The organism is Tenacibaculum skagerrakense, assembly GCF_004345825.1.
Taxonomy (GTDB): Bacteria; Bacteroidota; Bacteroidia; order Flavobacteriales; family Flavobacteriaceae; genus Polaribacter; species Polaribacter skagerrakensis.
The window spans coordinates 1-15,574 of record NZ_SLXM01000012.1 but is presented as its reverse complement, the minus strand read 5'-3'; the positions used below and the strand labels follow the sequence as shown (position 1 = coordinate 15,574).

Genomic DNA, 15,574 nt, shown 5'->3' with positions numbered 1-15,574 from the left:
ATTTCCGCCGAGGAAATTCAGCCGCAATTAATTATACACCTTGTTGTGCAACGTATTTTTATTCAACATATTGATTGTCAGATCCGAAAAAATAATCATTTGTTTGTACATTATTAAACTCCGTAATTTCTCCATTATTTGCATTCATTTTAAAGTGATATTTCACTTCTGGAAAACAACTTGGTCCCATTATACTTCCTTCTCGAATTAATGTACTCGTTGACCAAACAAACGATTCAGTTCTTTTGTCAAACCACAAATCAATATTCAGTTTTTTATATGGGATCTTTCTACGAATTAATTCTGAGTGTACAGAATCTATTGGTATTAATTTGTCTCTAAATTCAGCTTTGGGAAAATCAATATCCTTAATTGTTTTTCCATTTGTATCTAGCATTAAATTTAGTCCGAGTTTTTCAATTCCGATTTCAGGTAATTTTAATTCATAAATCATTGAGTAAACAGGAAAATCAATAATTGAATCGCAATTGGATTTTTCTTTGTTTTGTCCCAAAATTGCTAAAAATTCACTCTCGCTATTCGTTCTCTCTATATCAATTGGTTCGTCTGATAGAGCATAGCCATTCTTAAATTCCAGTTTTTGGAAGTCATTTTTTCCCAATCTATTTTTCAGATAAGAGGTAAATTGATTCTGTATATCAATTGGAATTTTATTGATGTTATCAAACTCGGCAGAATAACAACTGTTTACATATTTATAACTTTCAGTTTTAGTAGCAAATTGGGGATATTTTTCACGAGAATATTTATTACAAGATACAAGCGATATAATTATTAATAAACTTAATATTGTCTTTTTCATCTATTCTTCATGTATTGTTGCGTTATGTTGCACAACGTTTATGTATAAGAATAGTTGCGGGTTTGTATGCGAGGAATTTCCATCGGAAATTCAGAAGTTACAAACACGCAAGGACCTTTGATTAAGCACTAAACCGCAATTATTTTTATACGGTGTTAGGTGTAGTTTTTATTATCCGCCACCATTCATTTGATTAATTAATGTTCCGTGCATGATTAGAAATGCTGGGTAGTATGAATAAATAATTAATTCATTTAAATCAATCATTTCCTCTGGTTGTTTTATGATTTTACAGTTTATTTCAAAAATTGAAAAATCACCTTTAGTCTTTTTGTACTTTAATAAATGAATTTTATTGTCATCATACAGATTGAATTCCTGCTTAAAAGTATTTATTTTTAATATGTATTTTTTTTCTAGTCCTTTTTGATTAATCGTTATTATACTATCAAGAAGCCAATTAAAATTGATAGAGCCAATAGTTTTTGAATTCTTAATTATAGAATATTGATATCTTTCCCACCATTTATCTTTTGTTTTAAACTCAATAGAATCTCCTAAATAATTTGTTTTTCCGATTGAGTTAGAATCAGACGTTAATTTGCAAATTGAGTTTCCATTTTCAATAATTTCAAAATAGTATTTGTTAAAGTCTGTTTTTATATTCATAAATATTTGTTTTACTATTTGAAGAAAATAATAATGAATTGTTACATTTTTATGTAATTATTTTTTCAATGTGCAGTTCCGCTCTGCAATTACACCTAACGTTGTTGTATATGGTTTGTTGCGTGGTTTAAGCACCTAATTTAGTAAATAATTACCAACCAAGAAAGTCCGCGAGGACTTTCGTAAGTAGGCGAGAAGCCAGCAATAAATTATATACGGTGTTGTGCATAGTGTTTTTATTCAGCTTTAATTTCGTATGGTTTTTCTGGGAAACCAAATAGAACTGCCTTTTTCTCGTCAATTTCCTTTATTCCAATTAGTTTTTCTCGTTCATTGTTATCATAAATCGAAGCAAAATAGGTTCCTTGTAAATTTTCCAATACCAGTTTTCGTCCGCTTCTTTTCATTCTTTTGTTTATTTCTTGGATAACTGAACTGTCCAAAACCGTGTTGAATTTAAAGGGTATTTTTTCATTTTTCCATTCTGCTTTGAATTCTAGCGTTTCAATTTTTTCAGATTCAAGCTCCGTTTTGGTTGGTTCGATTCTTTCGTAGTCAGTCGAAAATTCAGTGTCCTCTGTTTTAGATTCAGTTTCGCTCAACACAGTGTGAGTTTTTCCCATTCTGAATATTCGTATTCGATTGTCATTTACGAATTCAAATTTTGATTCGGAAAGTTTTTCGCTCCATTCAGTTCGGACTTTTGATAATTCGTTTCCAGTTTTTAATTCAATTTCAAAATGGATGATTTGGTCATTAGTAAATTCAATAAATTCTGGCCGACAATAGTCGTCTCCTGTTTTAATTTTTAACCAAGTTCCATTCAGGTTTTTCATTGATTTCTGCGGTTTTGGGACATTATGCACAACGTATTTGTGTATGAAAAGTTGCGATAATTTTAGTAGCAATTTTTCATTGATTTTTCATGATTTAAAATTAGTTATAATTTTTGATTTATAGATAATGCAGCTATTTTTTATACACCATGTTAGCTAATGTTGGAGAACACTAGTCAAAGTAAAAGCGATTTGAAAATTTTATACTGAAAGCAAACGAGACAGAATGCAAATACGAGCTTTTACAAAAAGGAACAATTTTCAGCCAGAAGTGAATAAGTAATTACAAGCCTTAATTGCATTTAGTTTGCGTGATTTGAGTTTTGTATAAAGCCTTTTTTTAGAATAAGAACGGGACAGAACGTTAAGCGATCATTTTCTATAAACTCAAAAAGGTTCTTTCTAGAAGTTAAAAATAAGCGGAGTTATCGGAATCAAACAAAAACGTTTCAGACAGAAACTAAGAACCGACAATCAAATAGGAGAGAAGCGGGCAAAAAAGCCAACACATAAAACGTTTAGTTCTCTAAAAAAAGGATAAAACTAGAATTACTATTAAAAACTAAAATTTTTAAACTGACATTTATTAATCAACAAGAAAACTATACATCATTTTCGACAGTGTTTGCTAACGTATTTGTGTATGATTTTTTGCGGGAAAAGGACGCGAGTAGTTTTCCGATGTTGCGGAAAGATAATTAATAAGATTGAATTTCCGCCGAGGAAATTCAGCCGCAATTAATTATACACGGTGTTGTAAAACGTTTTTTTAGTTTAAATATTCAACATCAGATCGAACTTTCTTACGCCATATTTTTCCATACTTTTCATCCATGAGTTCAAATATTCGCTTGTTATATATTTTTATGCACTCCTCAGTTGGAGGTGTACAACCAAAGTCAAAATATTCTATTCCATATTTTTTCTCAAACCTTGTATCAGATAGAGAGTTTGCTCTTGGCGCAATCGATCCAACTAAAAGTAATTTTGCCCTATTATTATTCCAGTCTTCGTCTGCTTGTTCTTTGTTATATTCACAGTGAGCTTCTATGATTAGAGTCGTTTTGGTAATTCCGTCGTTGGTTTTTATTTTAAAAACTTGATTATCATATCCAAAAACTGAAAGTTGAACTTCATAAAGTTTATATGGTTTCAGATTTTTAATTCGAAAAAAACCTAAACTGTCTGCTATTGTCATTCTCTCCAAAAGAGGCTTTTTGCTGTTAAGTAGTTCAACATAAATTTCTGAAATTGGTTTTACACGTGTAATAGAAGATTTTACATATCCGTTAATCTCAACTTGAGAATATGAAATTCCATAAACTAATATAAAGGTCAGTTTGAGAAGTGTTTTCAATATATTGGTTTTCATGAGCAATGTTTTACAACGTATTTGTGTATGATTTTTTGCGGGAAAAGGACGCGAGTCATTTTCCGATGTTGCGGAAAGATAATTAATAAGATTGAATTTCCGTTGAGGAAATTCAGCCGCAATTAATTATACACTTGGTTGTAAGCTGTTTTATTTCTTACTTATTAAATAATTAACAAAAGCAGAACAAGTAATCAACATAAATCGAGCTTCTTCCATGTCAATTTTTACGTTTTTTTCAAGCAATGAATGTCTTATTCCACCTTCATCAGAGGTATAGCCATAGAGAGAGCTAAATGCGCTCTTAAGGCTTTTGGGAATATTATGTTTCTTCTCGATAATTTTTAATGCTTGACCTAATGTCGTTTTATTGTTTTGAACAATTATTTTAGATAATGACTCCACAGCGGAAATTGATTCCTTTATCGAATTTCGATAATCAGGATTCTTTTTGTCCGCATAAAGCTCAATTGCTCTTTTCAAATGGGTTTTTACAGAATTGAATTTCCCAGAGTTTTTAATTGCAGTTTCAATTTCAACAACTTCCTCTTTAGAATTAATTTCTACTAAACTTCCATCCACAAATCTATAGGCTGACATTTCTCTTTTTAGAATTGAATTGAACTGATCTGAATACATATTGGCGTCATAATTCACACAAAACTCAACAAAGTCTAAGGCTAAATCCCATTCAACTCCATAAAACCATTTTCTGATTTCATATTGAGCTTGTAAATATTCAACTTGTCCATAATAAATATCATGACTTATTGGAAGATTGTCAATCGGTCTTTTGAAAAAATGTATCCAAATACTCCTAAAAAAATTACTTCTTGGTGTCCATTTTTCTCTTTTAAATCTATCAGTATCTTCATTTTTGGATTCGATTACTAATTCAATAATCAATGTCCATAGAGAGTTTCTAAGCTCAGTACTTAGCTTTTCCTTTTCAAGTTCAACTTTTATTGGTCTTTTTCCTATTCTTTGTGAAAATCTCATTTCTAGGTTCTAATGGCTTACAACGTGATTATATATGGTTTGTTGCGTGGTTAAGCACCTAATTTAGTAAATAAAAACTGACAAAGAAAATCCGCGAGGATTTTCGCAAGTAAGCAATTTGCCAGCAATAAATTATATATGGTGTTGGGCATAGTTTTTATTTCGTTTCGTACCAGTTTTTATATTCCAAATGTTCATTAAATTCCTTTTCATTCTTTTTAAACAGAATTTTTGAGAAATTCCAACTTTCTGCGATATTCTTTTCTTGAAAAAAATCAGTTATCATAAAGTGAATGAATGGATTCTCAATATCTGCCATTTTTAAAGTTGAATACCTTTTTCGGGATTTAGGATATTGTTTCCAAAATCGCTTATAATCACTATAAATTCTGTCTGTTACTTTTAAAATTATTTCATTTAGTAATTCCAATGGGATTTGATTTTCAGCAATTCCAATATAATACTCTTTAATCTTTGAGTAAAATTCTTGTTTGGGTTCAATTCTATTTTTAGTTTTCCAGAATAGCATTTATGTTAATTGTAATTCTATATTTTCGTGTTCTTTTATTATTTCTATTATTCTGTCAAAATATTTCAATTCCGATTTACTTTTTTCGCTTCTATGCCATTTTAAAATATATTTTTCGTTCACTTCGTGAACTCCAAATCCGCCAGACAAAACGTCATTAAAAGCATCTAAATTTCGACCAATTTTCCAATTTAAACCTGAAGTCATTTTTGATTCCACTTCTCGATAAAAACCTTTTTGATTTGAAAATTTGTTCCCATTTATCTCGATAATTCTCATTCGTTTTTAATTATGCCCAACGTATTTGTGTATGAAAAGTTGCGGAAATATTAGTAGCAATTTTTCATTCATTTTTCATGATTTAAAATTAGTTATAATTTTTGATTTATAGATAATGTAGCTATTTTTTATACACCATGTTAGCTAATGTTGGAGAACACTAGCCAAAGTTAAAAGCGATTTGAAAATTTTATACGTTAAGCAAACGAGACAGAATGCAAATCCTAGCGTTTGTAAACAAGAACAACTTTCAGCCAAAAGTGAATAAGTAATTACAAGCCTTAATTGCATTTAGTTTGCGTGATTAGAGTTTTGTATAAAGCCTTTTTTTAGAAAAAGAACGGGACAGAACGTTAAGCGATAATTGGCTAAAAACTCAAAAAGGTTCTTTCAGGAAGTTAAAAAATAAGCGGAGTTATCGGAAAAAGCCAGAGACTTTTCAAATACAAAATAAGAACCGACACTCAAATAGGAGAGAAGTTGGCAAAAAAGCCAACACATAAAAACGTTTAGTTCTCTAAAAAAAGGATAAAACTGGAATTACTAATAAAAACCAAAATTTTGAAACTGACTTTTATTAATAAACAAGAAAACTAAACATCATTTTCGACAGTGTTTGCTAACGTGATTGTGTATGGTTAGTTGCGTGTTTAAGCAACTAATTTAGTAAACAAAAACGAACGCGAGAAAATTCCGAAGGAATTTTCCAAATAAGCAACGACCAAAGCAATTAATTATACACGGTGTTAGCACACGTATATTATTCCGTGTCTTCCTCTTAATTCCGCATTATCAGTAAAAGGAATGCCTAAAGTCCTCTCAAAATATTTGAACGAAAGATAAATTGAGTTATAGCAATACTGAAATCCTTCCTCAATTTTTAGAAGATTTATGGGATTCGGATTAGTTTCAAGATAAAATGAAGAGTTTGAATAATGTACAAATGATGAAAACTCTTTCCATAAATAAAAGGCTCTATCTTTAAATATCTCTATTTCTCTTGAGTGAGTGATGTTATCAGCGACCTGAGAAAGAGGAATAAAATTTTTAAATCTAAACTGAGGTTTATCGCTAAAATATTTATCGTTTTCCGCTTTTCCTGTAAAAGTATCTTTTAGCGCCTGAAATTGTTCATTGTTCAGATAAAACGTGTAGGCTCCATTAAAGTGATTGTGGTTAGATGCTGTTAAATCCTCGAGTGATTTGAATGATTGTTTATGAGTTTTTGCATTGATTTTTACTATTTCTTCTTCACTATCTGCGTGAAGTTCTAAATATAATAAATGCAAAAAATCATCCATTAGACTTCTAAGTAATATAAATGGTGTTGTTATCAATTCGGGATTTCTGTTATTCAGAATTTTTTCCATATCCAACAATAAAATCGCTTGTCTGCGAAGAATTCCTAAATAGTAATCTTGAACCTCTATTTTGTTTGGACAACGTCCTGCTAAATTTCCTAAATTTGAATTAGCCAATTCTGCTAATAATCTTGCTTCGTTTGTTAAATGTGCGATTGTTGTCATATGTGTGCTAACGTTTAGTATATGAAAAGTAGGCGATTTCGAAGCACTGAACTTTCGGTTAAGCAGGAAGTTTGATACGAGCCAAAAGCCTTGATTTTACTACTGTATCGCCTATTTTTTATATACATTGTTACCTACCGTTTTTTCTTGTTCAATCATTTGTGTTACAATCGATATTTTTTCTGCATAGTCTTTATTTATTTCGTCTGCTTTAAAGAATTCAATTTCTAATTTATCCAAAAGCTCAGGCTGATTTAGTAAATTCATGAACTCTTTATTATAAATCTTGTCTTTGATTTTCAGTCCTTTGTTTATTATTTCAGTTCCATTATAATAGAAGAATGCCACGAAATTTTTCAAGCTATTTTCATTTATAGTCAAGTCCCAAATACTCAAAAGGTCTTCTGGCTTAAAAAAGAAGGAATAATATTCAATATCATCTGTCCCAATTTCAGAGTGCTGTTTGTTAATAAAGCTATTCCAATCAGCAAAAATGAAGTCTTTAATAGCTTTAATTTCATTGCTATCCCAATTTTCCCATTCTGCGTATTCTAATTTTGAAGTAATTTCAAAAAGTCCAATAAGTCCTTTTCCGTTCTTTTCGTTATGAACTTCTAAAATTCTTGGTAAGAAATGCTTATAATGTTCAATATCACCCCAAGTATAAAGTGCACTTCCGTGATATGAACTAAAGTCGTCTTCTTCAAGTTCTCGCAGTTTCTTTGATGCCAATTTTTTTACGTCATTTTCGTCTATACAGCCACAGTCACAATAATGCATATCAGAGGTCGTGTATTTTGAAAATACTTTATACAAATTTTCTATGGCTTCTTCTATCTTCATTTAAATGGTAGGTAACGTATTTGTGTATGAAAAGTTGCGATAATTTTAGCAGCAATTTTTCATTCATTTTTCATGATTTAAAATTAGTTATAATTTTTGATTTATAGATAATGCAGCTATTTTTTATACACCATGTTAGCTAATGTTGGAGAACACTAGCCAAAGTTAAAAGCGATTTGAAAATAAAAAGTGTTAAGCAAACGAGACAGAATGCAAATCCTAGCATTCATAAACAAGAACAACTTTCAGCCAAAAGTGAATAAGTAATTACAAGCCTTAATTGCATTTAGTTTGCGTGATTTGAGTTTTGTATAAAGCCTTTTTTTAGAAAAAGAACGGGACAGAACGTTAAGCGATAATTTGCTAAAAACTCAAAAAGGTTCTATCAAAAAGTTAAAAAAAAAGCGGAGTTATCGGAATCAAACAAAAACGTTTCAGACAGAAACTAAGAACCGACAATCAAATAGGAGAGAAGCGGGCAAAAAAGCCAACACATAAAACGTTTAGTTCTCTAAAAAAAGGATAAAACTAGAATTACTATTAAAAACTAAAATTTTTAAACTGACATTTATTAATCAACAAGAAAACTATACATCATTTTCGACAGTGTTTGCTAACGTATTTGTGTATGAAAAGTTGCGATAATTTTAGTAGCAATTTTTCATTGATTTTTCATGATTTAAAATTAGTTATAATTTTTGATTTATAGATAATACAGCTATTTTTTATACACCATGTTAGCTAATGTTGGAGAACACTAGCCAAAGTTTAAAGCGGTTAGAAAATTTTATACTGAAAGCAAACGAGTCAGAATGCAAATACTAGCTTTTACAAAAAGGAACAATTTTCAGCCAATGGATTATAAGTAATTACAAGCCTCAATTGCATTTAGTTTGCGTGATTTGAGTTTTGTATAAAGCTTTTTTTTAGAAAAAGAACGGGACAGAACGTTAAGCGATCATTTTCTATAAACTCAAAGAGGTTCTTTCAAAAAGGTAAAAATAAGCGGAGTTATCGGAATCAAACAAAAGCGTATCAAACAGAAACTAAGAACCGACAATCAAGTAGGAGAGAAGCAGGCAAAAAAGCCAACACATAAAACGTTTAGTTCTCTAAAAAAAGGATAAAACTGGAATTACTAATAAAAACCAAAATTTTGAAACTGACTTTTATTAATAAACAAGAAAACTAAACATCATTTTCGACAGTGTTTGCTAACGTATTTGTGTATGATTTTTTGCGGGAAAAGGACGCGAGTCATTTTCCGTTGTTTCAGAAAGATAATTAATAAGATTGAATTTCCGCCGAGGAAATTCAGCCGCAATTAATTATACACCTTGTTAGGCACTGGTTTTTATTTTATAGTTATCCAATCTGCTTTTATATCCATATTTTTCAATTCTGACGGATTTTCTAAATCGGGGTAGTCTCCAACAGTTTTTTCGTTAGTCATAAATACAAAGTCCCAATTATTTGAAGTGTCACTTATTTCTTCCCAACTGTTCATTAAGTTTTGATATACCTTAACTTTAGGATATTGTTTAGATATCTCCTTAACCGTTGAATTTGGGTTGAGTCCATTTATTGTAGTCAAGCGTGGTGAAGCGACAATTATGAATAAAAGGATTTCCGTATCAAGAGCGGGAATTAGTCCAAATACCACGTCGTCTTTATCGTAATACAAATAAGCTGGACTGCCTCCACCAAAGCCAAAGTCAGTGGCTTGTCCAACTTCTTTTCTAAGTCCATCGAATTTTTGTTCCGCTTCTGATATGGTCATTCCGATTTTGATTTCACCTAGTTGGCCTTTCTTGATTTCAAATTTGTCATAATCGAAAGACAAGTCATTTGTGTGTTCTACAGATGTTGATTGCGATTTCGTCTGTGTGGGCTTTCCTTCTTTTTGACTTTTATTGTCAGTAGGTTGCTTACAAGACCAAAGTACTATCAAAAACATGAAATATATTAGATGTCGTATCATTATTTTAACTTGTGCCTAACGTATTTGTGTATGAAAAGTTGCGATAATTTTAGTAGCAATTTTTCATTGATTTTTCATGATTTAAAATTAGTTATAATTTTTGATTTATAGATAATGCAGCTATTTTTTATACACCATGTTAGCTAATGTTGGAGAACACTAGCCAAAGTTTAAAGCGATTAGAAAATTTTATGCTGAAAGCAAACGAGTCAGAATGCAAATACTTGCGTTTACAAAAAGGAGCAATTTTCAGCCAATAGATTAGAAATAATTACAAGCCTTAATTGCATTTAGTTTGCGTGATTAGAGTTTTTTATTAAGCCTTTTTTTAGAAAAAGAACGGGACAGAACGTTAAGCGAGAATTGGCTAAAACTCAAAGAGGTTCTTTCATAAAGTTAAAAATAAGCGGAGTTATCGGAATCAAACAAAAACGTTTCAAACAGAAACTAAGAACCGACAATCAAGTTGGAGAGAAGTTGGCAAAAAAGCCGACACATAAAACGTTTAGTTCTCTAAAAAAAGGATAGAACTGGAATTATTATTAGAAACCAAAATTTTGAAACTGACTTTTATTAATCAAAAAGAAAGCTTCACATCATTTTCGACAGTATTTGCTAACGGATTAGTGTATGATTTTTTGCGGGAAAAGGACGCGGGTTCTTTTCCGATGTTGCGGAAAGATAATTAATAAGATTGAATTTCCGCTGAGGAAATTCAGCCGCAATTAATTATACACGCTGTTGTAGCATGTTTTATTCACATTTATTTAATTCAGAATAGTATTTAATAGGATTACGATTTTTGTGTTTTATTTTACTCAATGAGTTGCAAAATTTTTCTTTGTCCGAATTTATGATTAATTCCAAATATTCTAAAAATTCCTCTGCATATTCTCCGTCTGCATAACTTGCGAGATTCAGACTAGGTAAGTAAAATTGCGGAATTTTTTCCGAAGTTACTTTTTCAAAAATCAGTCTTGTAGTTTCATAGAAAAAGTCTGTTTCACCCATTTTATGATCAGGTCCAGTTGTAGCATAATATGCTCCGAATTCACTATCATTTTCTGGAACTAACTTTATTAAAATAGATTTTGGAATTTTCTTTTTTTCTAAATATAATTCAGATGCAATATTTAAGTTTTTTTCATATTCCGTTTTATCCTGAGCTTTTAACTCTGATGAATTTCCAAAATTCAGAAAAGAAAGGAATATTAAAATTGATAATGTCAGAATCTTATTCATAGTTTTTTCTCAAATATGCTACAACGGTCTCGGCTATAAGTAGTTGCGTGGTTAGCACTTAACTTTGCAAGTACGCACCAAACTGAAAATCCGCGAGGTTTTTCAGAAGTGGGCGAGAACAAGCAATTACTTATAGCCATTGTTGTGCCCAGTATTTTTATTTCGTTATAGTTTTCAATTTATAATTTCCTAGTTTTAAAAATGCGCAAATCAGTAGCCACATAATTGCAGCAGAATAATCTTTTGATTTAAAAAAGCAATGAGCAATATTGTTCCTTAAATTCATTCCTTCTGAAGTGAACATAAATTTAAATAAAGCGATATCATCTTCTGGCACCAATTCTTTAAACTTTTCGTTTTCTAATAATTTTTCAAAGGAAATTCTTTCCTGTGTTCCGTTTTCCTTAATATCAATTGTTTGTGCTCCATTATATCTAGAAAACTCTCTTAATATACCTTCAAATTTTAAAACTAAAGAATCAATAGATAAAATATAACCAGATGAACTGTTTGTATTTGTTTTAATGTCGATTTCTGATTGCTTGAAATAACTATCTAGTGCAGGTGTTAAAAGTTGTAACCAATTATAAGTTTCTGTTTTACCTGCTGGATTTTTTATTGAAAATTCAACTCCATACCAAGTATTGTTTTTTAAAAAATCTTTTAATGAATCAAAACTGATTTTTCCGTTTTTCAATCCTTTAGAAAATACTAACCAAAGATGGCGTAATGTAAAATTTTGAATATGTATGTAGTATGAGTTAATTCCACCTTTATTGCCACTCACATTTCTATTAATATCAAAACTCATTGTACTCACTAAATCCATCATTACGGAATTAATTTTCTCATCGAGGACTTTAGCTTTCGGAAAAATTTTGTCAGAACACATTAAGTACTCGTAGATATCTTTGCTTTCTCCTTTTTCAACTAGGTTTGTCGTCATTTCATTTAGCGCGTCGTACCACTTTTGTAATTCAGGACTAGAATGTTCAGTCTTAATTGATTTAAAATTTAGATTATCTTTTGCTTTCTCAATTAGAACGGTTACTTCTTCAATCTTTTTTTTATTTCCAGCTTTTTGATATTCCTTAAGTGCTTTTAGATAAAAATCGTGTACTACAAAACTTTCTTTATGTTTTGAAGAATCAGCAATATGACAATCGCCCAATTTGTTATGAAAGTCTCTTTGTGATTTTCCTAGTTTTTTTGATATATCAATTAATAGTTGAAGATACTCCTTATTTAAATCTGTATATAAATCCTTTTCTATCACTTCTTTTGAATACGCAAAGAATCGATTAGTATACACTTTATCCAGTTTTTTACTATTCTTTGTGATAAAATCCATTAACAAGTATTTTTGAAAACCATTAATATCTTCTGTATCTAGCTTGTCAATTAGAAATTTTATTGAATCATCTTTTTTGTAATTTATTGTTTGTGACAACACAAACAGATTCTTAAACATTTCAGAAAATCCTCTGTTTGATAAATTGTTGTCTTTAGGTAAAAGAGCAGATTTAATAAATTTGAAATAATAATCTATTGCTTTTTTTGCGTAATCAATGTGTTTGTGAGAACTGTCCCAAAGTAAATGGTTATACTTCGCTAAATATTTTGGACTTATAGAATCATTTAAACCTGCTCGATATTTAATATATTCAAAATCTTCAAATAAAGATTGTGAAGGATAACTACTTTCACTATTTGAAAATAGAGGTACATAATTTCCTTGTTTAAAATTAAAATCTGAAAAGTAAATTTCGAAGGTGCATTTTTTCTTTTCATCAATATCTTCAATGCTATCTCGTAAAGAAGTTAAATTACTTGAAATTCCGAATTTTTGGTCAAAACCATTATCGTTTTTTAAGTAATCGTAATAGTCATTTAAACTCTTAAACATTCTTTGATTGACGGATTTTTATATTGGGCACAACGTATTTGTATAACTGTTGTTACGGGATTAAAGTTACATATTTTGTTTAAAAACTAGTGTTAGTAATTACCGAGAGGATTCAGACGAAGTCGAATCCGCCGTAATTGAGGTTATACATTGTTACCACACGTTTTTATCCGATTAAGTTTATAATTTCATACCTTAATAAATATAAAACTGTCAATATTAAAGCGGAAATTAAGTTCGCTTTTACTTTATCAAATTCTTTGTCTTTATAACGTTTGAATGTCTTAAACGATATAATACTCAAAATGATAAATAAAGGTAAATATTCTAAAATTAAACTAACATACCATAAATCTGCTATTCTCCCAGATTCAGTTCCTTCTCCATACATAAACCAAAAAATAAAGACTTGTAATATAACAAGTAGAAAGGCTAGGGCAGAAAATAGCAATATGTTCAGTATTATATTCTTTGTCATATTTCTGCTTTTATCTTTTCAGTTACAATATTAGTCAGCTCAATATATTCCTGTTCAGTGATTGACTTACTCGGAATTAGATAATTTTCTTTTTCGGATAATAGATAGATAAACAAGTCATTAATTTCGGAAGATTTAAAGTCAGTCCACTTTTCAATTGTCTTTTCATGTTCTTGTATTATTTCGAACGAAGTATCAGTTAATATTAATCTATGACTCTTAATTTTTTCTACACCATCTAAATATTTTTTTACTTTACTTCTTCTTTTAAAAATTTCATAAGCTTTAATCAAAAACAGAGTTATATTATAAACAAAAAAGATTCCAAGAACAATAGTTAAAATATGTCTAGAATTTTCTGTTATAGTATTATATAATAAGAGAGAAAATATAAGTCCAGAAATCAAACTATTTTGAAATGGTTTTTTCGTGGTCTGACTTTTGAAATAGTTCGCTTGATTTCCACTGAAATAGATCTCTTCAAAATCTTTTCTAACAAATGTTAATTCTATTTCGATTGGTTTTTTCAAATGTGTGGTAACGTATTTGTGTATGATTTTTTGCGGGAAAAGGACGCGAGTTCTTTTCCGATGTTGCGGAAAGATAATTAATAAGATTGAATTTCCGGAGAGGAAATTCAGCCGCAATTAATTATACACCATGTTGTAAGCTGTTTTATTGTTCTTGTTTTTTTAATAATCTTTCTTCAATTCTAAAAATTAAATTGAATACGTAATCAAAATAGTATTCTGCATTTTCATTTGCATAATCTTGCATTTGTAAAGCCTGCATGAATGGAATAATCTTTTGATTAATTTTCACTTCTTGAATATCTGAAGTGTTATCAAGAGTTGCTTGATGCATAATTGAATCGTCAGGAAGTCCAGCTAAGATTTCGGTAGAATCCGCGTGAGAGAATCCATTACGCATTAGAACTCTAATATGGTCAAACAGCATGATTTTTTCTTTTTCCGTTATTAGTTTCTTTTTTTTACAGAGTTCTATTGAATTTCCGAGTTTTATTTGGTTGTACTTTTTATTTGGCTCGGAAAATATATCATTCCAACTCTCAATAGGTTTTGGTCCAATACCAACTTCGTCATAAATGAGAGCTAGTTTCAATAATCGCTCTAGTAGGTTATTTGTCAAAGTAATTCCAGCTCGATTAAATTCTAACAATAGACATTTATTGATTTCAAAAAGCAGAGTGTTCAGTTCGTTAAACGCTTTTAAATTAAAATCAAAATATTTTGAGAATTTTGGGAAATTTTTATTCAATTTATCTGCAAATGCTTTTTCAAATATTTCCTTTTCCATTATTTCTTAATTGCTTACAACGTATTTGTGTATGATTTTTTGCGGGAAAAGGACGCGAGTACTTTTCCGATGTTTCGGAAAGATAATTAATAAGATTGAATTTCCGTTGAGGAAATTCAGCCGCAATTAATTATACACTTTGTTGTGCATAGTTTTAAATCAGATTTATTTCACAACCTGATAATTCAGATTTAATTTTTTCACTCTTGAAGAACCAAATTGAATGTTTAAGACTTTTTATTCCGTAAACGTTCCCCATGTTCCTTTTTTTAGCGTTAGTTTCAATACTCTTTAATTCAATAAAATTAGTGAATTCAGTAATGTTTGAACCATAAATGATTAGTTCTCCTTTAAACAGTTCCTTAGGTGAAAAATCGAATGATTCTTTTTTAAAATTGATTGTAATGTTATTGATTTTAAAAGTTTCAGGCTTTACATAAACCATAAAACCTAGCTTATCATAAGTCCATATGATATTATGTTTTAAAGTTATTCTGTCTGGTTTTCCGAACACTTTTTTTAATTCATCTGGAGTTAAATCCAAAGTCACTTTTTTTCCATTATAAGTTAGAATGTTTGTAGAATCAACTTCTATTTTTTGGGCGTTAGAAAAACTTATAACTAATAATAAAGTTAGGGTAAATAATATTCTTTTCATTCGTTTTTTTTGATTATGCACAACGTATTTGTGTATGAAAAGTTGCGATAATTTTAGCAGCAATTTTTCATTCATTTTTCATGATTTAAAATTAGTTATAATTTTTGATTTATAGA

Annotated in this window: 16 protein-coding genes; all 16 read right to left on the bottom strand. The window is 29.8% G+C overall.

Translation table 11 applies throughout. The annotated features are described in order from the left end of the window. Positions 1 to 58: 58 nt before the first annotated feature. Positions 59 to 823: a hypothetical protein gene (locus tag EV195_RS15460; RefSeq protein WP_132795879.1), complete on the bottom strand. Its 765-nt coding sequence runs from the start codon at positions 821 to 823 to the stop codon at positions 59 to 61. A 171-nt stretch (positions 824 to 994) separates the two neighbouring features. Beyond that, entirely contained in the window at positions 995 to 1,492 is a 498-nt protein-coding gene (locus EV195_RS15455) for a hypothetical protein (protein WP_132795878.1), read from the bottom strand. A 236-nt stretch (positions 1,493 to 1,728) separates the two neighbouring features. After that, positions 1,729 to 2,328 carry a hypothetical protein gene (locus EV195_RS15450; RefSeq protein WP_132795877.1) on the bottom strand — a complete coding sequence of 200 codons (600 nt, stop codon included), beginning with the start codon at positions 2,326 to 2,328 and terminating at the stop codon, positions 1,729 to 1,731. A gap of 769 nt (positions 2,329 to 3,097) precedes the next feature. Continuing rightward, a complete protein-coding gene (locus EV195_RS15445; RefSeq protein WP_132795876.1) occupies positions 3,098 to 3,700 on the bottom strand; it encodes an FEKKY domain-containing protein in 603 nt (200 codons plus the stop codon). A 150-nt stretch (positions 3,701 to 3,850) separates the two neighbouring features. After that, positions 3,851 to 4,699, bottom strand: coding sequence for an AbiJ-NTD4 domain-containing protein (locus EV195_RS15440; RefSeq protein WP_132795875.1), 849 nt, complete (start codon positions 4,697 to 4,699; stop codon positions 3,851 to 3,853). Positions 4,700 to 4,856: 157 nt separating this feature from the next. After that, positions 4,857 to 5,228, bottom strand: a complete 372-nt coding sequence (locus tag EV195_RS15435) for a hypothetical protein (protein ID WP_132795874.1) — start codon at positions 5,226 to 5,228, stop codon at positions 4,857 to 4,859. Beyond that, positions 5,229 to 5,507, bottom strand: coding sequence for a barstar family protein (locus EV195_RS15430; protein WP_132795873.1), 279 nt, complete (start codon positions 5,505 to 5,507; stop codon positions 5,229 to 5,231). It abuts the gene before it with no gap. Between the two features lie 746 nt (positions 5,508 to 6,253). Continuing rightward, positions 6,254 to 7,033, bottom strand: coding sequence for a DUF5677 domain-containing protein (locus EV195_RS15425; RefSeq protein ID WP_132795872.1), 780 nt, complete (start codon positions 7,031 to 7,033; stop codon positions 6,254 to 6,256). Between the two features lie 111 nt (positions 7,034 to 7,144). Continuing rightward, a complete protein-coding gene (locus EV195_RS15420) occupies positions 7,145 to 7,876 on the bottom strand; it encodes a hypothetical protein (protein ID WP_132795871.1) in 732 nt (243 codons plus the stop codon). A gap of 1,354 nt (positions 7,877 to 9,230) precedes the next feature. Next, positions 9,231 to 9,857, bottom strand: a complete 627-nt coding sequence (locus EV195_RS15415; protein WP_132795870.1) for a hypothetical protein — start codon at positions 9,855 to 9,857, stop codon at positions 9,231 to 9,233. Between the two features lie 753 nt (positions 9,858 to 10,610). Next, the gene (locus EV195_RS15410; protein WP_132795869.1) at positions 10,611 to 11,099 is read right to left on the bottom strand and encodes a hypothetical protein; all 489 of its coding nucleotides are present in this window, start codon (positions 11,097 to 11,099) and stop codon (positions 10,611 to 10,613) included. A 157-nt stretch (positions 11,100 to 11,256) separates the two neighbouring features. Beyond that, positions 11,257 to 13,005, bottom strand: a complete 1,749-nt coding sequence (locus EV195_RS15405) for a DUF4209 domain-containing protein (RefSeq protein ID WP_132795868.1) — start codon at positions 13,003 to 13,005, stop codon at positions 11,257 to 11,259. Between the two features lie 166 nt (positions 13,006 to 13,171). Next, entirely contained in the window at positions 13,172 to 13,483 is a 312-nt protein-coding gene (locus EV195_RS15400; RefSeq protein ID WP_132795867.1) for a hypothetical protein, read from the bottom strand. After that, the gene (locus EV195_RS15395) at positions 13,480 to 14,013 is read right to left on the bottom strand and encodes a hypothetical protein (protein ID WP_132795866.1); all 534 of its coding nucleotides are present in this window, start codon (positions 14,011 to 14,013) and stop codon (positions 13,480 to 13,482) included. Before EV195_RS15395 ends, EV195_RS15400 begins: the two co-directional genes overlap by 4 nt. Before the next feature lie 145 nt (positions 14,014 to 14,158). Then, positions 14,159 to 14,800, bottom strand: coding sequence for a hypothetical protein (locus EV195_RS15390; protein WP_132795865.1), 642 nt, complete (start codon positions 14,798 to 14,800; stop codon positions 14,159 to 14,161). A gap of 154 nt (positions 14,801 to 14,954) precedes the next feature. Continuing rightward, positions 14,955 to 15,458, bottom strand: coding sequence for a DUF7738 domain-containing protein (locus EV195_RS15385; protein WP_132795864.1), 504 nt, complete (start codon positions 15,456 to 15,458; stop codon positions 14,955 to 14,957). Positions 15,459 to 15,574: the final 116 nt, after the last annotated feature.